Origin of the sequence: Roseivirga sp. BDSF3-8, from assembly GCF_041449215.1 — a bacterium.
Lineage (GTDB): Bacteria > Bacteroidota > Bacteroidia > Cytophagales > Cyclobacteriaceae > JBGNFV01.
Window position 1 is genome coordinate 2,251,157 of record NZ_JBGNFV010000001.1, and the last position, 19,802, is coordinate 2,270,958.

At 43.8% G+C, this 19,802-nt stretch carries 24 protein-coding genes and 1 pseudogene; 14 read left to right on the plus strand and 11 right to left on the minus strand.

All coding sequences use genetic code 11. The annotated features are described in order from the left end of the window. Nucleotides 1-40 precede the first annotated feature (40 nt). The 7 genes from AB9P05_RS09200 to AB9P05_RS09230 all read right to left on the minus strand — a co-directional run bounded on the left by AB9P05_RS09200 (nt 41) and on the right by AB9P05_RS09230 (nt 6,962). Complete coding sequence (locus tag AB9P05_RS09200) at nt 41-1,075, minus strand: pseudouridine synthase (protein WP_371908530.1); 1,035 nt, start codon at nt 1,073-1,075, stop codon at nt 41-43. A gap of 93 nt (nt 1,076-1,168) precedes the next feature. Beyond that, a complete protein-coding gene (scpB, locus tag AB9P05_RS09205; RefSeq protein WP_371908531.1) occupies nt 1,169-1,735 on the minus strand; it encodes an SMC-Scp complex subunit ScpB in 567 nt (188 codons plus the stop codon). Further along, entirely contained in the window at nt 1,736-2,128 is a 393-nt protein-coding gene (locus AB9P05_RS09210; protein WP_371908532.1) for a TraR/DksA family transcriptional regulator, read from the minus strand. A gap of 344 nt (nt 2,129-2,472) precedes the next feature. After that, nucleotides 2,473-2,655, minus strand: a complete 183-nt coding sequence (locus AB9P05_RS09215) for a hypothetical protein (protein WP_371908533.1) — start codon at nt 2,653-2,655, stop codon at nt 2,473-2,475. Nucleotides 2,656-3,665: 1,010 nt separating this feature from the next. Beyond that, complete coding sequence (galE, locus tag AB9P05_RS09220) at nt 3,666-4,691, minus strand: UDP-glucose 4-epimerase GalE (RefSeq protein WP_371908534.1); 1,026 nt, start codon at nt 4,689-4,691, stop codon at nt 3,666-3,668. Further along, nucleotides 4,688-5,653, minus strand: coding sequence for a UDP-glucuronic acid decarboxylase family protein (locus AB9P05_RS09225; RefSeq protein WP_371908535.1), 966 nt, complete (start codon nt 5,651-5,653; stop codon nt 4,688-4,690). The genes galE and AB9P05_RS09225 overlap by 4 nt, the downstream gene beginning before the upstream one ends. Beyond that, on the minus strand, nt 5,643-6,962 hold the full coding sequence (locus tag AB9P05_RS09230; RefSeq protein WP_371908536.1) for a UDP-glucose/GDP-mannose dehydrogenase family protein: 1,320 nt from the start codon (nt 6,960-6,962) through the stop codon (nt 5,643-5,645). Before AB9P05_RS09230 ends, AB9P05_RS09225 begins: the two co-directional genes overlap by 11 nt. A gap of 246 nt (nt 6,963-7,208) precedes the next feature. Between AB9P05_RS09230 and AB9P05_RS09235 the strand changes: the two genes are divergently transcribed. From AB9P05_RS09235 to hpf, 5 genes and pseudogenes are all read left to right on the plus strand, one after another. Next, on the plus strand, nt 7,209-8,375 hold the full coding sequence (locus tag AB9P05_RS09235; protein WP_371908537.1) for an acyl-CoA dehydrogenase family protein: 1,167 nt from the start codon (nt 7,209-7,211) through the stop codon (nt 8,373-8,375). 82 nt (nt 8,376-8,457) lie between these two features. Continuing rightward, on the plus strand, nt 8,458-8,652 hold the full coding sequence (gene rpsU, locus AB9P05_RS09240; protein ID WP_371908538.1) for a 30S ribosomal protein S21: 195 nt from the start codon (nt 8,458-8,460) through the stop codon (nt 8,650-8,652). A 71-nt stretch (nt 8,653-8,723) separates the two neighbouring features. Then, nucleotides 8,724-8,975: pseudogene (locus AB9P05_RS09245) on the plus strand (site-specific integrase); the annotation flags it as partial. 6 nt (nt 8,976-8,981) lie between these two features. After that, nucleotides 8,982-9,617: a tyrosine-type recombinase/integrase gene (locus AB9P05_RS09250; RefSeq protein WP_371911342.1), complete on the plus strand. Its 636-nt coding sequence runs from the start codon at nt 8,982-8,984 to the stop codon at nt 9,615-9,617. A gap of 28 nt (nt 9,618-9,645) precedes the next feature. Beyond that, on the plus strand, nt 9,646-9,945 hold the full coding sequence (gene hpf / locus AB9P05_RS09255; RefSeq protein WP_371908539.1) for a ribosome hibernation-promoting factor, HPF/YfiA family: 300 nt from the start codon (nt 9,646-9,648) through the stop codon (nt 9,943-9,945). Nucleotides 9,946-10,022: 77 nt separating this feature from the next. Here hpf and metK read toward each other — a convergent pair whose 3' ends face one another. After that, on the minus strand, nt 10,023-11,312 hold the full coding sequence (gene metK / locus AB9P05_RS09260; protein ID WP_371908540.1) for a methionine adenosyltransferase: 1,290 nt from the start codon (nt 11,310-11,312) through the stop codon (nt 10,023-10,025). 127 nt (nt 11,313-11,439) lie between these two features. Continuing rightward, complete coding sequence (locus AB9P05_RS09265; protein ID WP_371908541.1) at nt 11,440-12,168, minus strand: SAM-dependent methyltransferase; 729 nt, start codon at nt 12,166-12,168, stop codon at nt 11,440-11,442. Nucleotides 12,169-12,191: 23 nt separating this feature from the next. Here AB9P05_RS09265 and AB9P05_RS09270 point away from each other — a divergent pair, with 23 nt between their 5' ends. Beyond that, nucleotides 12,192-12,416 carry a DUF2905 domain-containing protein gene (locus tag AB9P05_RS09270; RefSeq protein WP_371908542.1) on the plus strand — a complete coding sequence of 75 codons (225 nt, stop codon included), beginning with the start codon at nt 12,192-12,194 and terminating at the stop codon, nt 12,414-12,416. Here the strand turns inward: AB9P05_RS09270 and AB9P05_RS09275 are convergent. Both AB9P05_RS09275 and AB9P05_RS09280 read right to left on the minus strand, forming a co-directional pair. Then, entirely contained in the window at nt 12,405-13,181 is a 777-nt protein-coding gene (locus AB9P05_RS09275) for an alpha/beta fold hydrolase (RefSeq protein WP_371908543.1), read from the minus strand. The genes AB9P05_RS09270 and AB9P05_RS09275 overlap by 12 nt on opposite strands. Continuing rightward, nucleotides 13,181-13,900, minus strand: coding sequence for a pyridoxine 5'-phosphate synthase (locus AB9P05_RS09280; protein WP_371908544.1), 720 nt, complete (start codon nt 13,898-13,900; stop codon nt 13,181-13,183). The genes AB9P05_RS09275 and AB9P05_RS09280 overlap by 1 nt, the downstream gene beginning before the upstream one ends. A 61-nt stretch (nt 13,901-13,961) precedes the next feature. Between AB9P05_RS09280 and AB9P05_RS09285 the strand changes: the two genes are divergently transcribed. The 8 genes from AB9P05_RS09285 to AB9P05_RS09320 all read left to right on the plus strand — a co-directional run bounded on the left by AB9P05_RS09285 (nt 13,962) and on the right by AB9P05_RS09320 (nt 19,756). Next, a complete protein-coding gene (locus tag AB9P05_RS09285) occupies nt 13,962-14,414 on the plus strand; it encodes a GatB/YqeY domain-containing protein (protein WP_371908545.1) in 453 nt (150 codons plus the stop codon). 2 nt (nt 14,415-14,416) lie between these two features. Then, nucleotides 14,417-14,944, plus strand: coding sequence for a CvpA family protein (locus tag AB9P05_RS09290; RefSeq protein WP_371908546.1), 528 nt, complete (start codon nt 14,417-14,419; stop codon nt 14,942-14,944). Next, nucleotides 14,941-15,552, plus strand: coding sequence for an aminodeoxychorismate/anthranilate synthase component II (locus AB9P05_RS09295; RefSeq protein ID WP_371908547.1), 612 nt, complete (start codon nt 14,941-14,943; stop codon nt 15,550-15,552). Before AB9P05_RS09290 ends, AB9P05_RS09295 begins: the two co-directional genes overlap by 4 nt. Then, nucleotides 15,546-16,313, plus strand: coding sequence for an alpha/beta fold hydrolase (locus tag AB9P05_RS09300; RefSeq protein WP_371908548.1), 768 nt, complete (start codon nt 15,546-15,548; stop codon nt 16,311-16,313). Before AB9P05_RS09295 ends, AB9P05_RS09300 begins: the two co-directional genes overlap by 7 nt. Beyond that, the gene (locus AB9P05_RS09305) at nt 16,310-16,975 is read left to right on the plus strand and encodes a CBS domain-containing protein (protein WP_371908549.1); all 666 of its coding nucleotides are present in this window, start codon (nt 16,310-16,312) and stop codon (nt 16,973-16,975) included. Before AB9P05_RS09300 ends, AB9P05_RS09305 begins: the two co-directional genes overlap by 4 nt. Before the next feature lie 22 nt (nt 16,976-16,997). Continuing rightward, a complete protein-coding gene (locus tag AB9P05_RS09310; RefSeq protein ID WP_371908550.1) occupies nt 16,998-17,873 on the plus strand; it encodes an NAD kinase in 876 nt (291 codons plus the stop codon). Nucleotides 17,874-17,957: 84 nt separating this feature from the next. Next, nucleotides 17,958-19,031, plus strand: a complete 1,074-nt coding sequence (locus AB9P05_RS09315; RefSeq protein WP_371908551.1) for a DUF6089 family protein — start codon at nt 17,958-17,960, stop codon at nt 19,029-19,031. Nucleotides 19,032-19,096: 65 nt separating this feature from the next. Then, on the plus strand, nt 19,097-19,756 hold the full coding sequence (locus tag AB9P05_RS09320) for a DUF6089 family protein (protein WP_371908552.1): 660 nt from the start codon (nt 19,097-19,099) through the stop codon (nt 19,754-19,756). Nucleotides 19,757-19,802 lie beyond the last annotated feature (46 nt).

Consider the following 19,802-nt stretch of genomic DNA (forward strand, 5'->3'; position numbering starts at 1 on the left):
TTTAAAACGGTTCTATATTGCGCCTGTCAGCAACCTCTTATCAGCGAAGATACTTAAGTCTTATCACTTCTTCCTCAGTCAGGTAGCGCCAATGTCCGCGTGACAGGTCTTTTTTTGTGAGGCCTGCATAATAAACCCGATCCAGACGTACCACATCGTAACCCAGATGCTCAAATAGTCGCCTTACAATGCGGTTTCTCCCTATGTGGATTTCCAGACCAAGTATCTGGCGATCCTTATCCAGGACAACTACCTCATCCACCTCTACAGGGCCATCATCAAGCTTTATACCCTCCTGTATGGCCTTAAAGTCATTTTCAGTGATGGGTTTATCCAGGTCTACCTGGTATACCTTCTTAATGTTGTTGGCCGGGTGGGCGAGTTTTTCGGCTAGCTCTCCATCATTGGTAAGTAAAAGGAGACCTGTGGTTTGTCTATCGAGTCTACCTACAGGAAATATTCTTTCATCCCCTGCCTGACTCACCAGATCCATAACTGTTTTGCGCTGCTGAGGGTCGTCAGTAGTAGTGATAAAGTCTTTAGGCTTATTGAGAAGCACATACACCGGTTTCTCATTTTTCAGCTTTTTGCCCTTGTAAGTAACCTTATCACCCTTATTTACCCGAAAGCCCATTTCGGTGATTACCGTATTATTTACCTTAATGTCTCCGGCGGCTATTAGCTTGTCAGCATCACGCCTGCTGCAGACACCTGCATTAGCAATGTACTTATTAAGCCTGGTGCCTTGCTCTGGTTTTTTGGAAGGTTCAGGCCTTCGCTTGCCTTTGCCCTTCCCTTTCGAGGCGTACTTAGCTTCCGCCTTTTTTATTTTATCTGATTTTTCGTAGGCTGGCCGGTTGCCTTTCGGAGCATTATCGGCAAATGGTCTTTTCTTGCTTCTTTTTCCTGGCTTCCGGTTGTCTTTACGTTCAAAACCTTCGGTATCATCATTGCTCCGGTAAGGCTTTCGTTTGCCTTTCTGATATCCTTTGCCATCGTTGGGCCTGTCATCATCTGAGTGATTTTTCTTCCCTTCGTTTCTTTTGCCTCTGTAATTGCCTTGTTTTCCTCTCATAGTAAGATGATCATACGGAATCAGCCACCTTCATCCATTAAGAATAAAAAAAGGCCGGAATCCCCGGCCTCTTTGCAAAGTTAATTATTTTTTTCACTCCTGTTCCTGAGGATCCCCGATTTCATTTTGTTCCTGCTGGATATCCTTAAGTGTAGGTAATTCCCTAAGGCTGTTGATGCCAAAGTACTCCATAAACTTATCAGTAGTTCCATAAAGCAGAGGTCGGCCAATTCCTTCAGACTTTCCTTTAATCTCCACCAATTCCTTCTCTAGCAGCTTTTGAACAGCATAATCACAGTTTACTCCCCTGATCTGTTCCATTTGCCCCTTAGTCACAGGCTGCTTATAAGCAATGATGGACAGGGTCTCCAGGGCAGATGTAGAGAGCCTTTTCTTGGACTGCTGTTTCAGAAGTATTGAAATACTGGCCTGGTAGGCAGGCTTGGTCATGAACTGAAACCCACCACCCACATGAAATATCTGAAATGAATAATCCTCGGCACTATATTTTTCTTCAATATTTTTTAGTGCCCTGCTAATATCATCCTCCGGGACATCGGCCTCAAACATTTCACTCAGGCAACTTCTGATCTCGTCAGCCTGCAACGGATTAGGAGAGCAGAAAACAAGTGCTTCAATATGATTTTGTAAAAAATCCACCTATTGTCTTTTCGCTAATTTAGCCTCAATACTGTGCATAGTGTGTGGCACAGCCATTAGACGTTCTTTCTGAATAAGCTTACCTGTATCAACACAGATGCCATACGTCCGGTTCTTAATTCTTACAAGAGCATTTTCTAGCTGTGTAATAAACTTTTGTTGTCTTGCCGCCAACTGACTGAGGTTCTCTTTTTCAATCGTGTCAGCCCCATCTTCCAACATCTTCAGGTTGCCCGCTGTATTGTCCGTACCACTGTCGTTCCGCCGGCTGAGCGTTTCCTTGATATAGTTCAGCTCATTTTTAGCCTTATCAAGCTTTTCGGTGATAACTGCTTCAAATTCTTTAAGCTCCTCATCAGAGTAGCGGGTCCTTGTCTTTACTTCTTCGTTCATAATCCAGATCGTTTTATACACAAACCTTTTCCAGAAGAAAATACACTAACTGGTAAAATCTTTTTATAAAAATTGCATCGAAAATAACATAATTATTTTTAATCAGAAAGAATATGCTATTTAAATGATGCTAAAAACTAGTTAATAGTATTGTTTCCGAATGAAGAGCCGCAATCTTCTCCTGTTTGTAATTATTAAATGCAATAACTTTTAAAACAATTCCTTACACGGCTCTTTTGCCTAATTTTTCGGCACAAAAATAATTTATACTGGCTTAAATAAAATAATGGTGGGCTCCCCCACCATTATTTTATTATTACGTTTACCGGAAGTAACCTTCTGTCTCATGGATAACAGCAGATCGTTCCTCTGATCGTGCCGCAAATGACAGGCCTTGTTTCAAAGCAGATGTCTATGCATTCGGTGTACACATCACTCTGGGCACCACCCTTTAGGATAAGCTCTTCCCTACTGGTCCGGAAAGAGGATACGCTTAGTTTGTCAAGCTTTAGCTTATTGCTTTTCATAATTACTAGTGTTTATTGATTAACAATAACTTAATCTAAAGCACGCAAAGGAGCATGAAAAGAGGCCCGGGCTAATATCCCCACAGTTGGGTGGGGGGAATCCGGAGTACCACCATCCATAATAGGGGAGGCTTTCCAAAAAAATCGTGGCCGTAAGCCCCAATTAATTAAGAATTATAAATTACCGGTTAGCAACCAATTGTTTTTTGGGTCCCACAATAGAGAGTGTCTGCGGCTACATTCTATTTAGCTGGATGCTTGTGATCCACTCTTTACATTAAAATTGCTGCTTGCTGTTAGGAAAGTAATTGCCACTTAGGAAATACCTCTTTTATGGGAGTGATACCCCGGTTTTTGGGTGTGGTCAATTCCATCTACCCCCACCTGGTATGCATAGCCGTCAAACCAAGGGTAAAAGTATAGCCGGGTTTGTGTATGATTCAGTTGGATTACTTGCTATAAATTGTATTTTTACAATAGGCTATTTGCCCCTGCCCTCGAAAACTTCATCTTGTTTTTTCACCATCACCAACCCAATACTAGACCGTTTCTAAACCGTCTTTCAACCGAGTAGAGAAGGTCCTTCCTTCGCCTTTTGTTCGGCCTGACAAAGGACTTTAGTTGTTGCTTGCTAATTGCATATTTTGAAGTTTATCTACGTCTATACCCCTGCTGCATACCCATGAAACAAAGCACTAACTCCCCTCCTGTGGTAATAGGAGTGATCCGACTATCGACGATTCGGGCTATCGATGTGCCACCATCCGGGTGTTCGACATTCTGAGTGATAGAGTACTTGCACCCCTCCCGTAAAATTTCTTTCCCCTGGTGAAGTTGAAATGAAGCACAGCGCTACCTAGGAAAAGGTGGCCGCGTTAGTAAGCATTAGTGCAAAAGGAAGCCATATCTAAGAGGTGAGGTTGCTTTCCCTCAAAAATTAATTCGCGAACCGAAGGGATTTCTACTCTCAGCTTGACAGCTATGCACCTGGTATAGGGGAGGGGGACGGGCTAGTGCTTACCCAGGCGAAGCTGCCATTGCCAGGCATTGTACAAGGATTCGCTCATGTCCCTTGTGGCTTTCCATAGTAGGACTTCACTGGCTTTATCTACATTTGCATAAACCTTTTCAACATCACCGGGGCGGCGGGGGCCAATCTTATAGTTGAGAGATACGCCGGTAGCTTTTTCAAATGTTTTTATTAGCTCCAGTACGCTTTTTCCTTCCCCGATGCCAAGGTTAAATATTTCGAAAAGACTATTAGCCTCAGTAGACCGAAGGAATTTGAGAGCCTGTACATGTGCCTCCGCCAAATCCATGATATCGATGTAGTCGCGGATACACGACCCATCTGGCGTGTCATAATCATCGCCGAATACAACTAGCTCAGGGCGTACTCCCACTGCTGCCTGGGTTAGGAATGGAATTAAGTTGTTTGGTACGCCGTGAGGAACCTCTCCCATGAGGTGTGATGGATGAGTTCCAATAGGATTAAAATAGCGAAGGATAGCGGCCTTAATTGGCTGTCCGCTAAGGACTGTATCCTGAATAATATCCTCACAGATTTTTTTAGTATTTCCATAAGGACTTTCCGCTGGCTTTCGGGGGGTATCTTCTGTTACCGGCAGTTCATCCGGCTGGCCGTAGACAGTGCAGGAGGAAGAGAATACAAAATCACTTACACCATGCTCAAGCATTACCTCCAAAAGGGTAATCGTAGAGCCTACATTATTTCTATAGTAATAAAGGGGCTTTTCCACAGATTCTCCCACATACCTTCTGGCAGCGAAATGAATGACTGCAGCGATATCACCCTCTTTCTGAAAAATAGAATGAAGGAGACTGCGGTCATTGCAGTCTCCTTCATGAAAGGTAATTTGTTTACCGGTGATCTTCCGGAGGCCGGATAAGAGTGTTCTGTCCGAATTGCTAAAGTTATCCAGTAGCACGGGCTCGTACCCCTCTTTATCCAGTACCGAAGCAGTATGTGCGCCGATGTAACCGGCACCGCCGGTCACCAGTATTTTTTGTCTCATGCAGGTGCTTGTTGCCCCTTCAGGATCTTTTCTTTAAAGTACTCCAGAGTTACTTTCAGGCCATCAGAGCGCTCAACCTTAGGCTCCCAGCCAAGCACTTCCTGTGCTTTGGTTATATCTGGACGGCGCTGTTTTGGATCATCCTTAGGCAGGGGCTTGTAAACGATCTTCTGGTCAGTACCAGTCAGCTTAATGATTTCCTCTGCAAATTGTTTGATAGTAATTTCCTGAGGGTTTCCCACATTCACAGGCTGAGGATGATCGCTAAGTAATAACCTGTAAATACCATCCACCAGGTCAGATACATAGCAGAATGATCTTGTCTGAGAGCCATCACCAAAGACTGTCAGGTCCTCGCCACGAAGTGCCTGGCTGATGAATGCAGGAAGTGCGCGCCCGTCATTCAGTCTCATCCGCGGACCATACGTATTGAAAATCCTTACTATCCGGGTTTCCACGCCATGGAAAGTATGGTAAGCCATGGTCATTGCTTCCTGAAAGCGCTTAGCTTCATCATACACTCCCCGTGGCCCCACAGGGTTTACATTTCCCCAGTAGTCCTCCTTTTGAGGGTGTACCATTGGGTCACCATAGATCTCTGAAGTAGAAGCTACAAGTATTCTCGCATTCTTAGCTTTTGCTAGTCCAAGAAGGTTATGAGTGCCCAGGGATCCTACCTTCAATGTCTGGATAGGCATCTTCAGGTAGTCTATAGGGCTGGCAGGTGAGGCAAAATGCAGGATATACTTTAGTTCACCAGGTACGTGTACGAATTTAGAAACGTCACAGTGGTAAAACTCGAAATCGGAGCGCCCCATCAGGTGCTCTATGTTATCCATGGAACCTGTAAGCAGATTATCCATAGCGATAACATGATACCCTTCCGCCAGAAAGCGGTCGCAAAGGTGTGAGCCGAGAAATCCGGCTCCACCTGTGATCAATACTTTTTCTTTATTGGCCATTTTTCGGTTGTCTTCTTCCTATACTATAATACTCAAAGCCCAGTTCTTCCATATCCTCTACATCATACAGGTTACGGCCATCAAATATGAGCTTATTTTTTAGGGTACTGCCGATCTTATCAAAATCAGGCGTGCGGAATACAGGCCATTCAGTCATGATCATCAGGGCGTCAGCTCCTTCCAGCGTGGTGTAAGGAGAATCTTCCAGGCTGATCTTGTCGCCCATGATCTCTTTTACATTTTCCATTGCTTCAGGATCATAAGCGGATACAGTAGCGCCTTTATCCAGAAGTGCCTGAATATTAAGAAGGGCAGGAGCCTCACGAATATCATCTGTATAAGGCTTGAAGGCCAGGCCCCAGATAGCAATTCTTTTTCCCCTCAGGTCACCACCAAAATGCTCCTCCATACGGTTAAGGAGTACAGTTTTCTGGTTTTCATTCACCTCCATAACCGACTTGAGGATACGGAAATCATAAGAGGCATCCTTGGCTGATTTAGCCATGGCCTGCACATCCTTAGGGAAACAGCTGCCTCCGTAACCAATACCAGCAAACAGGAAGCGCTTTCCGATACGGGAATCCGTACCAATACCACGGCGTACCTGGTCCACATCTGCTCCTACGAGTTCGCAAAGGTTAGCCACCTCGTTCATAAAGGTGATCTTCGTGGCAAGGAAAGAGTTGGCTGCATATTTGGTTAACTCAGCAGACTTCTCATCCATAAAGAGAATAGGGTTACCCTGGCGTACAAGCGGAGCATAAAGCGTTTCCATTAGCTTACGGGCTCTGTCAGATGAGGTGCCCACCACCACACGCTCAGGTTTCATGAAATCCTCCACCGCTACACCTTCACGGAGAAACTCAGGGTTGGAAACCACATCAAAATCACATTGACATTTTTCTTTTATGGCAGCAGCGACTTTTTCGGCGGTACCAACAGGTACAGTACTTTTATCTACAATTACAGCATAGTCCTTGAGAAGTGGGCCCAGATCTGAAGCCACTTTTAACACATACTGAAGGTCCGCAGACCCATCTTCACCGGGAGGTGTGGGTAAAGCAAGGAAGATTACCTTTGCGCCTTCGATCCCCTCTTTAAGGTCAGTAGTGAATTTTAAACGACCCTGTTCAATATTTCGGTCAAAAAGTACATCAAGACCAGGCTCGTAAATGGTGATTTCGCCATTATTCAGCTTATTGACCTTTCTCTCGTCAATATCCACACAAGTAACGTGATTACCGGTCTCTGCGAAGCAAGTGCCAGTCACGAGACCGACATAACCAGTTCCAACTACGGCTATCTTCATGTTGTGTTTTATAAAGTTTAAATACTAAAAAAATTATTTTGGAAGTAAATTAAGAGCAAAAAATGATCAAAAACAACATCCTTGGAGGCAAATATATAAGATTAATTTTACCATAATATGCCTAAAAATGGAGTATTTGAAGATTTAATAAACGAACGAATGTTAGTTTGTTTTTCATTTAGCTTTGCATTAAATTAGCGAATCTGTCAATAGTGCGGATCACATAAACCTGAAAATCAATAAGTTATGGATGCAGTGGCTAGCGAAAGTCTGAGTACGGCTACAGTGGCTGAAAACCAGGCAATGATTGCCCAGATGGTGAAAGATTTTGGTGATAAGGAGATTAAACCTTACATGAGGGAGTGGGATGAAAAGCAGCATTTTCCCAAGGATCTTTTTCATAAAATGGGCGAACTCGGCCTTATGGGCGTACTCGTTCCTCATGAATACGATGGTTCTGGCTTTGGCTATCACGAATACGTAACTGCCATTCTTGAATTATCTAAAATTGATCCCTCGATAGGATTGAGTATGGCGGCACATAATAGTCTGTGTACGGGCCATATCTTCCAGTTTGGTAGTGAGGCTCAGAAGAAAAAGTATCTTCCGAAGTTGGCTACCGGACAGTGGATAGGCGCATGGGGCCTTACTGAACCTAATACTGGCTCTGATGCTGGTAATATGAAAACTGTGGCAGTAAAAGATGGTGATGAGTATGTTCTTAACGGGGCAAAAAACTTTATCACTCACGGGATCTCCGGTGATGTGGCGGTTGTGATTGCCCGTACCGGTGAGCCGGGAGACTCCCACGGTATGACCGCTTTTATTGTTGAAAGAGGAACCGCCGGGTTTAAAGGTGGCCGTAAAGAGGATAAGCTTGGTATGCGGGCTTCCGAAACAGCAGAAATGATTTTTGAAGACTGTCGGGTACCTGCCGAAAATATTCTTGGAAATGTAGGTGACGGATTTGTGCAGTCTCTCAAAGTTTTGGATGGTGGCCGCATATCTATAGCAGCCCTTAGCCTGGGAATTGCAGAGGGGGCTTTTGATGCTGCACTTCAATACTCCAAAGAGAGAGAACAGTTTGGTAAATCTATCAGTAAGTTCCAGGCCATTGGCTTTAAGCTTGCCGATCTGGCCACTAAGATTGAGGCGGCCAAATTACTCACCTTCCGTTCCGCCGAACTCAAAAATCAAGGCAAGAGTGTTAATAAGGAGTCAGCGATGGCTAAGTACTATGCCAGCGAGGTTTGTGTGGAAGCTTCAGTAGAAGGTGTGCAGATTTTTGGAGGGTATGGCTTTACGAAAGATTATCCGGCCGAACGCTATTATAGAGATAGTAAACTTTGTACAATAGGTGAGGGAACCAGTGAAATTCAGAAGCTGGTAATTTCAAGAGCCATCTTAAAGTAATTAACTGTTGAAGGTTTGTGAAGTATTATTTTTGTAGTATATTTGCGACTTCAAACGTGGAATTTAATTTAAGGAGAGATATATGATCGTAGTTAATGTAAAAGAGAACGAGTCTATCGAGAAGGCACTCAAGCGTTTTAAGAAAAAGTTTGAAAGAACCGGCACGCTTAGAGAAGTTCGTTCACGTAACTACTTTGAAAAGCCTAGCGTAAGACGTCGTACTGAGCGTCTTAAAGCCGCTTATCGTCAAAAAATGGCTTCGCAAGAGAATAACTAACAGCAAGTCTGTTTTTTAAATATATTTTGTAAGTTGTATTGCAGGGAGAGTCCTCCCTGCAATACTGCTTTATGATAGAATCCTTTCTTAGATACCTATCCTTTGAAAAGAGGGCAAGCCCTCATACAGTCTCCTCTTATCGTATTGATCTGGGCCAGTTCCAAGACTTTTTGTCACCTCCACTGCCAGATTCCGACCTTGGTACCTCTCTCATTCAGGTCACTCACGCCGATATCCGGAGCTGGATAATTACCCTTTCCGACGACGGGCTGGCGCCTACTTCTATAAACAGGAAGATTGCCTCCCTTCGGACCTTCTATAAATACCTTATGAAATTTCATGGGCTTGAAAAAGACCCGACTTATAAGGTGAGAAATGTCAAAACCCCCAAAAGGCTTCCTTCTTTTGCAATGGAACCAGAAATGGCGGATCTTCTCAACCCTTCCGTTTTTTCTGATGATTTCAGTGGTTGGAGAGACCGCCTGATTATTGAGCTGCTTTACTGTACTGGAATAAGGTTGTCTGAACTGACCGGACTACATGAACATGCTGTGGATATTAATAAAAGAGAAATTAAAGTCCTTGGCAAGCGAAACAAAGAGCGAATCATCCCATTTCCCGAATCACTGTCGCCGGTAATAAGCAGGTACCTTGATATTAAAAAGGTTCAAAATTTTAAAAACGAAGAGAGGTTTTTAATCGTTAATAATAGTGGGAAGCAAAGCTATCCTACTATGATTTACCGGGTGGTGAAAAAATACCTGGAATTATATTCCAATGCTGAAAAAAAGAGCCCTCACGTGTTGAGGCATACATTTGCCACCCACCTTTTGAATAAGGGGGCGGATTTAAATGCAGTGAAAGAGTTGCTGGGACATGCAAATTTAGCTGCCACTCAAGTGTATACTCATAACACCCACGAAAAGCTCAGAGAAATTTTTAAGCAGGCCCACCCGAAAGCATAAATTTTTAATTTATTAAAATCTTACTGCTATGAGATTACAAATGCATTCCATTCACTTTGATGCTGATCAGAAGTTGCTCGACTTCATTCAAAAAAAAGCGGACAAACTAGATACTTTTTATGACCGTATAGTGGATGGGGAAGTTTTTTTAAAACTTGACAAAAACGAAACCAATGAAAATAAAGTAGTAGAGATAAAGCTGAATATCCCTGGCCAACAACTTTTTGCGAAGGAAAAATCAGGTTCTTTTGAGGCAGCTACTGATATGGTAATAGAGGCGTTACGCAGGCAGCTGAAAAAGCATAAGGAAAAGCAAATGACTCACTAACCCATAACAGCAAGATAATTAAAAAGGGCCGGTCGAATTACACGACCGGCCCTTTTTTCATATACTTAAGCCAGGATTTAAATACCAAATGCCTGCTTTACTTTATCTACATAATCGAGCTTCTCCCAGGTAAAAAGCTCTACATTCTTCTTTACCTCGTTACCCGTACTGTCATAAAATACCTTCTCCACAGACTCAGGATTACGTCCCATGTGTCCATAGGCAGCAGACTCAGAGTAAATAGGGTTTCGTAGCTTTAGGCGTTGTTCAATAAGACCAGGTCTCATATCAAATATCTCCCTTATTTTGGCGGCGATTTCACCGTCATTGAGGTCAACTTTGGCAGAACCGTAGGTATCGACAAAAATATTAGTGGGCTCTACAACCCCGATAGCGTAAGACACTTGTACCAAAATTTGATCTGCAACTCCTGCAGCTACCATATTTTTTGCAATGTGTCTGGTTGCATATGCAGCTGAGCGGTCTACTTTACTGGGATCTTTACCCGAGAAAGCTCCACCACCATGAGCGCCTTTACCCCCATAAGTATCCACGATAATCTTACGGCCAGTCAGGCCTGCGTCACCATGTGGTCCGCCAATCACAAACTTACCAGTAGGGTTTATATGGTAGGTAATTTCACCTTTGAACAGCTCCTGTATTTCTGGCTTTAGGCTGGCTTTTACCCGCGGTACTAGCACCTCTCTAATATCCTTTCGTATTTGCTCAAGCATTGCTTCATCTGCGCGAGTCTGAGCGGCCAGAGAGTCATCGTCCGGCTGTATAAAGTCATCGTGCTGTGTGGAAACCACAATACTGTCTATTCGCTGAGGTTTGTGGTCGTTATCATATTCTATTGTTACCTGTGCTTTTGCATCAGGACGGAGATAGGCAATGTCCTTTCCTTCTCTGCGAAGGGCTGCCAGCTCACGTAATATTCTATGAGACAGATCCAGAGCCAAAGGCATGTAGTTCTGGGTCTCGTTGGTAGCATATCCAAACATCATACCCTGGTCACCGGCACCTTGCTCTTCAGGTTTGCCTCTGTCCACCCCTCTGTTGATATCAGGAGACTGCTCGTGCAGGGCTGACAATACCCCGCAGCTATCTGCAGAGAACATGTATTCACCTTTTGTATAGCCAATACGGCGAATGACGTCACGGGCTACGGTCTGTACGTCTACATAGGCTCCGGATTTCACTTCACCGGCAAGCACCACCTGTCCGGTAGTAACTAAAGTTTCACAGGCTACTTTTGAATCTTTATCAAATGCTAAAAAGTGATCGATTATCGCGTCAGAAATCTGGTCAGCAATTTTATCAGGATGGCCTTCAGAAACGGACTCCGAAGTAAATAGATATGACATCGCTAAGTGATATGTTAAGTCTCTTATAAAAATATAGGTCAAATTTATGTGAATTTGACCGAATCTAAAAACGGGAAATTCTATATGAAATAAAATTATTTAGTAGAATAATATAAACTATCCTTGGTTAATCACCGGCGTATATCAGAAAGACTGCTGGTTGCTTATGAAAGGATCTTTTTAATTTCTTCCATTCGGTAATTGGGGCAGAGTATATAAACTCATCCGACCCGGATATATTCACAGCTATACACAGCTTTGTACTTGCCTGACAATTCGCTAAAATGGATTCTACCATCTTGTCATTACGATAGGGAGTTTCCATAAATATCTGGGTCTTCCGGTTCCTTCTGCTGTCGTTCTCCAGCTTGCCAAGAGCTTTTTTTCTTTCCCCTGCCTTTATCGGCAGGTACCCGTGAAATTCAAAAGATTGCCCGTTAAAGCCGCTCGCCATCAATGCAAGTAGAAAAGAGGAGGGACCAGTTAAGGGTACTACATTTAGTCCCAAACGATGGGCCTCCTCTACTGCTCTGGCCCCGGGGTCTGCTACTCCAGGGCATCCGGCCTCTGAAATAATACCTATAGAGCGGCCTTCGCAGGCGGGCTTTAATAGCTTTTTTACTATGTGATCCGGCGTTTTTTTATCAAGCTCGTTAAATTCGAGTGATTCAATGACCGCCCCGGTCTTAAGGCTGCTGATGTAACGCCGGGCTGTTCGAATATTTTCTACAAGGTAGTAATCCGTTTTCCTGACCACATCTCGTATTTGTTCAGGAATTACCGTGGGTGCCGAGTCTGGTGCCAGCACACTAGGTATTAAATAAACCGTACCTTTTTCAAGGGTTGCTTCCTTCATAAAAATGCACTAAATAAAGCTCTATGACTGAGCAAACAGGGAAAATGCTGATGGTGGCCGGAGCTGTTATATTCTTTGCCGGCCTGATCTTCTTTATTGGTAGCAAAACAGGTGGCTTAGGTAAGCTACCCGGAGACATAGTCGTTAAAAAACCTGGTTTCTCCTTCTACTTTCCCTTGGGCACCAGTATCCTGCTAAGCATCATACTGTCCCTGCTTTTATATCTCTACTACAAATTAAGAGGGTGATTGAATAAATCCCGTTACCAGTTCCACGAATTCTTGTGGCTTTTCCGCATGCACCCAGTGCCCTGCACCCTTAATAGTTTCTATGGATGAATTAGGGAAAAGTGCCACAATAGCAATACTATCCTGATCCTGTATATAATTCGATTTCTCACCCCTGATAAATAATACAGGCTTATCAGTCGTGTAGTGTTCTTCCATACCTGCACCGATTGTTTCCAGGTTGGCATCAAGGGCAGCCAGGTTTAGTTTCCAGCTATATTCCCCTTCCTTGTCGCGGTCGAGGTTTTTTAACAGAAACTGCCGGACTGGCTTTTCCGGAATCGATTTTGCAAGCTGCTTATCTGCCTCTTGCCGGCTTTCCAGATTAGCTACATCAATTCCCATCAGGCCATCCAATATCGTACGATGATGCACGGGATAAGCCTTCGGTGCTATGTCTACTATTATCAGCTTTTCGAACCTGTCAGGGTGGCGCACGGCAAAATTCATAGCCGCCTTACCCCCCATAGAATGCCCAATAATAAATGGCCTTTCCAGCTTCTGATCATCTAGAAACTGCAAAATGTCTTCAGCCATAGACTCATAGGTATGCACATCCTGGTGAGGGCTGTCTCCATGATTACGCATATCTACCAGATACACCTGAAAGGTTTTGGCCAGTTCACGGCCAACGGTCACCCAATTGTCGGAAGAACCGAACAAACCATGAAAGATAACCAGGGGCTTACCTTCGCCCATTTCTTTAAAATGCAGTGTTTCGGCCATTACGCGTCCCTTAATTTTTCTTTGTACATCTGTATCGTATTTTCGAGCCCATAGTAGAGTGCATCACAAACCAGGGCATGTCCGATACTTACCTCATCCAGATAGGGAATGTTTTGTTTAAGAAAAGCCAGGTTATTCAGGTCCAGATCATGGCCTGCATTCAGGCCCAACCCTAACTTTCTGGCTTGTTCGGCTGCCTTAACATACGCCGCTACTGCTTTCCCTTTATCCGTAGGGTAGTTAGTTGCGTAAGGTTCAGTGTACAGTTCTATTCTGTCAGTGCCCGTCTCAGCCGCCGCATTAATCAGTTCTTCGTCCGTTTCAATGAATATGGATACCCGTACCCCCCAGCTTTTTATCCGGGATATAACCTCCCTCAAGTAGTCCATGTGCTTTATGGTATTCCACCCCGCATTGGATGTAAGCACATCAGGTGGGTCTGGTACCAGGGTGGCCTGCTCAGGTCTTACCTTCTCTACCAGCTCCAGGTATCGGTCATCAGGGTAACCTTCAATATTGAACTCAGTGGTTACGACCTCCTTAAGGTCCAGAACATCCTGGTAGCGAATATGCCTTTCGTCAGGCCTGGGGTGTACAGTTATACCTTCAGCGCCAAAGTGCTCGCAATCCTTCGCCACCTGTACCACATTTGGGTTATTTCCTCCCCTTGCATTACGCAAAGTGGCAATCTTATTTACGTTCACGCTAAGCCTGGTCATAGCATTTGGATATAATTCTCTAATTTTACGGCAAGTTAACAATTATTACACCCGAATTGATATGAGTCTAAAGGAGCAAATTAATAACGATATCAAGCATGCCATGCGCAATAAAAACCAGGATGAGCTGCGGGCATTGAGGGCAATTAAGTCTGCTATTCTTCTGGCTGAAACTGAAAAGGGCGGTGGAGAAGGCCTGAAAGAAGAGACTGAGTTTGCCCTTTTAAACAAAGCGGCTAAACAACGCCGTGATTCTGCTGCCGTGTTTAAAGAACAAAACAGAGAGGATCTGGCTGAAAAAGAACTAGCAGAACTGGAAATAATAGAAAGGTATCTGCCAGAGCAGCTTTCAGAGGATGAGGTTTCAGCCGAAGTAGATAAGATCATTTCGGAAACCGGAGCTTCAGGCATGAAGGATATGGGTAAGGTAATGGGAGCGGCAAGCCAGCGAATGGCCGGTAAGGCAGATAATAAGGTGATTGCCGCGAAGGTCAAGGAAAGACTCAGCCAGTAGGGGTGAATACACTCGATATAATATTACTGGTTTTATTGGTAATCGGAGCCGTGGAAGGCTATCGAAAAGGCCTCTTAATTTCCATATTTGGGTTTATAGGGCTGGTGCTTGCCGTGATTGGATCAATAAAGTTACTGGATGTAGCTCAGGAGTGGCTTATTGCCATGCTTGAAAAAGATGCTTTTTATGTGCCGGTGCTTGCTTTTGCCCTGATATTTATAGGCATTCTGCTTACTGTCACCCTTTTAGGAAGAGGGCTTAAGAAGCTGATTGATCTGACTCCCCTTGGGTTGGCCGATAACGTTGCCGGAGCAATATTGGGCGCGGTAAAATGGTGCTTTGCGGTAGGGTTTCTGCTATGGCTATTTGATATGATGCATTTTGACCTACCGGCAAACTGGAAAGAGGGTTCTGTGGTTTATCCTATAGTAATGGTCGTAACTACCGCAGTTATAGATATTCTTAGCGGTGCTATTCCTTTTATAAAGGAAATGTCAGAAAAGCTGGACGATATTTTCAGAGCTAATTGATACTTATTTACGATAATTTCGATTCGTTTACATATAACCTCGTAGACTATTTTGCAAGGATAGGTGTAAAGTGCGCCATATTCAGAAACGATACTCCGCTTACCGAAATAGTTTGCGAGGAATATGAAGCGGTAGTTCTTTCTCCAGGGCCGTGTACACCCGATAAGGCCGGAGGCCTGATGGAAATTCTTAATTACTATATAGGCCGCCTCCCTATTCTGGGTATTTGTCTGGGGCATCAGGCCATAGGGCTGCACTTCGGTGCACGGCTCTCAAAGGCGAAAAGGCCAATGCACGGTAAAGTCAGCGAGATTCAATGTGTTCCGCATTTTCTTTGGAATAGATTGCCTACTCCCGTAAAAGTGGTTAGATATCATAGCCTCGTGCTTGACAGAGTGCCCCACTGTTTTAAGGTATTGGCCACTACAGATGAGGGTGAAGTAATGGCAATCGCCCATAAAGAATTACCTCTGTGCGGATTACAATTTCATCCCGAAGCTGTTTTAACAGAAAGCGGCCTGGCTATGCTGAACAATTGGGTTGATCATTATAATTTAAAGGCCGAAAGCAATTTTGTCATTGACCAAAAAGTGAGTTTATCATGGTAGAGATAAAAGAAAAAGGAGAATTCAGATATATAGATGAAGGTGAGGGAGACGTTATGGTACTACTTCACGGCCTTTTTGGTGCATTGAGTAACTGGGAGGGAGTCATCAAAAATTTTTCCTCAGGCCACAGGGTCATAATACCTATGCTGCCTATTTATACCATGCCGCTCAAAAAAGCAGGTATGGATGGCTTGGCAGACTTTGTAGAACGATTCGTAGAGACCATGAAACTGGATAACATGATCCTTGTGGGTAACTCATTAGGGGGGCACGTGGGACTGATCTATACACTTAAAAATGAAAGTAAAGTAAGCCGGCTGGTACTCACAGGAAGCAGCGGCCTGTTTGAGAACAGTATGGGAGGCTCATTTCCCAAACGGGGAAGTTATGAGTACATTCAGGAAAGAGTGGAATACACCTTTTACAAGCCGGAAACGGCTACCAAAGAGCTGGTAGACGAAGTGTTTGAAACCACCAAGAGCATACCTAAGTGTCTGCGTATTGTAGCAATTGCTAAATCTGCACAGAGACACAATATGGCCAAGGATATAACCAATATCCAAATACCTACGTTGTTAATCTGGGGACTTAACGATACTATTACCCCTCCCTTGGTTGCTCATGAATTTCACCGGCTTATCCCTAATTCAAAAATGAGATTCATAGACAAGTGTTGTCATGCACCTATGATGGAGCATCCTGAGAAATTTAACCGAATATTGGAAAACTGGCTGGAAAACGAGGCGCATAAAGCAGCATGATCGCGGAAGAACTGATTAATTATATGATTCCTCCCATTAAACCGGGAGATGAGGCCCACAAAGCCATCACCTGGATGGAGGAGCTTCGCGTTAATCAACTTCCCGTTGTGGATAAAGGTATTTTCCTGGGTCTGATTCACGAAGACACAATTTATGAAGATAACAGAATAGACCGGGAGGTACGTGATTTTGACCTCATTGGTTCTGATTGTTACGTGCTTGGCAGCCAGCACTTTTATGATATTATTAAAACAGCTACTAATTGTAGTGTGCAGATGGTAGCCGTCTTCGATGATGACAATACCTACCTTGGTGTAATCACAGTGGAGGATACAATTACGGCATTTGCCCAGACAGCTGCTGTTCAGAGTTCCGGAGGCATTATTGTACTCTCTATGGCTCACAATGATTATTCCCTAAGTGAGATCAGCCGGCTGGTCGAAGGAGAGGGCGCAAAAATCCTCAGTAGTAGTGTGGCCAATGACACACTCGACCCTACCAAATTTAAGCTGACTCTAAAGATTAATAAAGTAGATCTTTCACATATTATAGCCACCCTGGAGCGTTTCGGATATAAAATCATTGCACGTTTTCAGGAATCTGAAGCTATTTCAAACGAGAAGGAAAGAATTGATATACTTCTCAGGTATCTCGACATCTGAGGTATTTCCCCAATAAGTCAATATGAGAGTAGCCGTTCACGGACGTGTATTTGATGAGAAAAGCGTACCTACTATTCAGGAGGTATTCAATGAGTTGAAAAAGCACGGTGTGGAAGTAATCATATCCAGAAGTTATTCATCCATTCTGAAGAATTACCATATTGAAACAGGTCCTTATGAACAATACTTTCAAGGTGACGACCTTTCTTCCTGTGATATCATATTCAGTCTGGGGGGAGATGGCACCTTTCTCGAAACACTCACCCATGTGGGGGAGAGCGAGCTTCCAATAGCGGGTATTAATACGGGCAGGCTCGGCTTTTTGGCCAGTATTCCTCGGGAAAAGGTAGCCGACGCCATTTTGGCTATCAAGAAAGGAGCTTATTGGTTCGATTACAGAAATCTTATTAGGCTGGAGAGTAATCTGGATATATTTGAAGGCCTTAACTTTGGGCTGAATGAATTTACTATTCTGAAGAAGGATACCAGTTCTATGATTGTCGTACATACATTCATAGATGGTGAATACCTGAATAGTTATTGGGCAGACGGACTTATTGTAGCTACTCCTACAGGCTCCACCGGGTACTCTTTAAGTTGCGGAGGGCCTATAGTTTGGCCACATAGTAGTAATTTTGTTATAACCCCTGTCAGTCCTCACAATCTCAATATACGTCCTATGATCGTTTCAGATAATAGTGTCATAAGTTTTGAAATTGAGGGGCGCAGCAAGAATTTCATGGTGAGTCTGGATAGCCGTTCCCGCTCTGTAGATGCGAACATTCAGATGGCCGTGAGGAAAGAGTCTTTCCGGGCGAAGATTTTACAACTTAATGACTATAATTTTCTGGATACCTTACGCCAGAAATTGAACTGGGGTCTGGACGTAAGAAATTAATTTTTAAATAATTGAAACAAATACCTATTTTTGAAATTCAAGCAAAAAAGATAGGAATTTATCAATACAACTAATTCCGCTAATATGAGAAAGCTTTTTCTGCTGCTTGTGGCGTTTTTTCTAGTGGCTTTAGCGTATGACAGCGCAGAGGCACAGATAAACCGTAGGAATAACCGGAGAATGGCGAACTTCCGCGGTTTTAAAACGAAATTTGGCGGCAGCAGGCGGTATATTTCCCTTGGCTTTAATGTCAATGCACTAAATTACTTTGGTGATATAGCCCCTGCCTCGAACTTTGCCAGTACTGACATATCCTTCACCCGCCCGGGTATAGGAATTAATGCCAGCCTTAGACTTGGCCCTCAGTTTACTATACGTACTGATCTGATGTATGGCCGGATCAGTTCAAGTGATTACGAGTCTGCTGATATTAATGATGCCACTGCCAGGTACCGCTATGTGCGTAACCTGTCTTTCCGTAATGATATTAAGGAGTTTGCCGCACTAGCCGTGTTTGACTTCAAAGAGAACTCTGGTACGTTTGCCAGCCGGGCAGAATTCACTCCCTACGTTTTTGGCGGTGTATCAGTATTTCACCATGATCCCAAAGCACAGGTTCCCGATTTCTATTACCCAAGCCTGACAGCTAGCCCTCAGCCCTTAGCAAATGCAGGAGATTGGGTTTCATTAAAGGATCTCGGTACCGAAGGGCAATACAGTGATCAATACGCCGTTGAGCCTTATAGCAATTTCCAGCTAGCAGTACCGGTAGGTCTTGGATTTCGCTTTGTTGCGAACCAGGCCATCGACTTCTCAGTTGAATTTGCTTATCGGTTCTTGTTCTTTGATTACATTGATGACGTAAGCGGAAATTATGTCAACCTGAATGATCTTGATTCTGATCTTGCCCGAGCCATGTCTGATCGCTCTCTGGAGCCTACAGATGTACGTTCAGGTGATTCTAGAAACCTAGAAAGGGTTCAGGAGTTTATAAGAGTAGATGACAATGGCCGTTTCGCAGGATACGGTTCAGTACCGGAAAGGGCTGACCTGGAAAACCCACGCGGAGATGCAGATGATAATGATGCCATATTCATCACCAGGATACAGATACAGTATATAATCGGTGCATCTTTCCGTCGAGCTAAATACAGGTAATGCATATTACAGTGAAGACATTAAAAACTTGTAAGGGAAACCCGGCTTTGGGTTTCTCTTTTTTTATGGTGCTTTTTTGCACAATTTTATCAGGAGGTACTGTTAGCGGCCAGGGCCTAGATGTGGGTATTGGCGTGGGCGGTCTTACTTATACCGGCGACCTGTCTCCGAACTATACATTCAGCGATAACCAGCCAGGAGGGATGGTATTTGTTCGCCGAAATATGAGCGAAGCGGTGAGTATTCGTGTAAGTATGCTCGGCGGTAGTATGAAGGCCTCGGATGAAGATGCCTATGATATCTATGCTGAGAACAGAAATGCTGCATTTGATATTGGCATACTCGAAGGATCCGTAGTCATTGAATATAACTTTCTTCCCTATAAGACCAGTGACCTGGTTAACCTGTCACCTTATCTCTTTGCAGGCATTGGTGGTTTTGTTTTTTGGGGAGAGGAAGAGAGTAACGCTGAATACAGTAACACCCAGCTAATGATTCCTTTTGGGGGTGGGGTTAAGTACCTGATTAATCCTAAATGGACCATTGGAGCCGAATTCGGAGCACGAACCACCTTTTTTGATTATCTGGACAATGTCTCTGATAATGCCCAAAACCTCAAGAATTTCACTGGTGGCAATTCTCATGATAATGATTGGTATTACTTCCTGGGACTCACTTTAAGCTACAGCTTCTACACAGTACCCTGTCCTTTCGATGCCAACTAGTGCCGTCACTGCTAAACAAACTAATTTACTGTTTAATAAACCACTG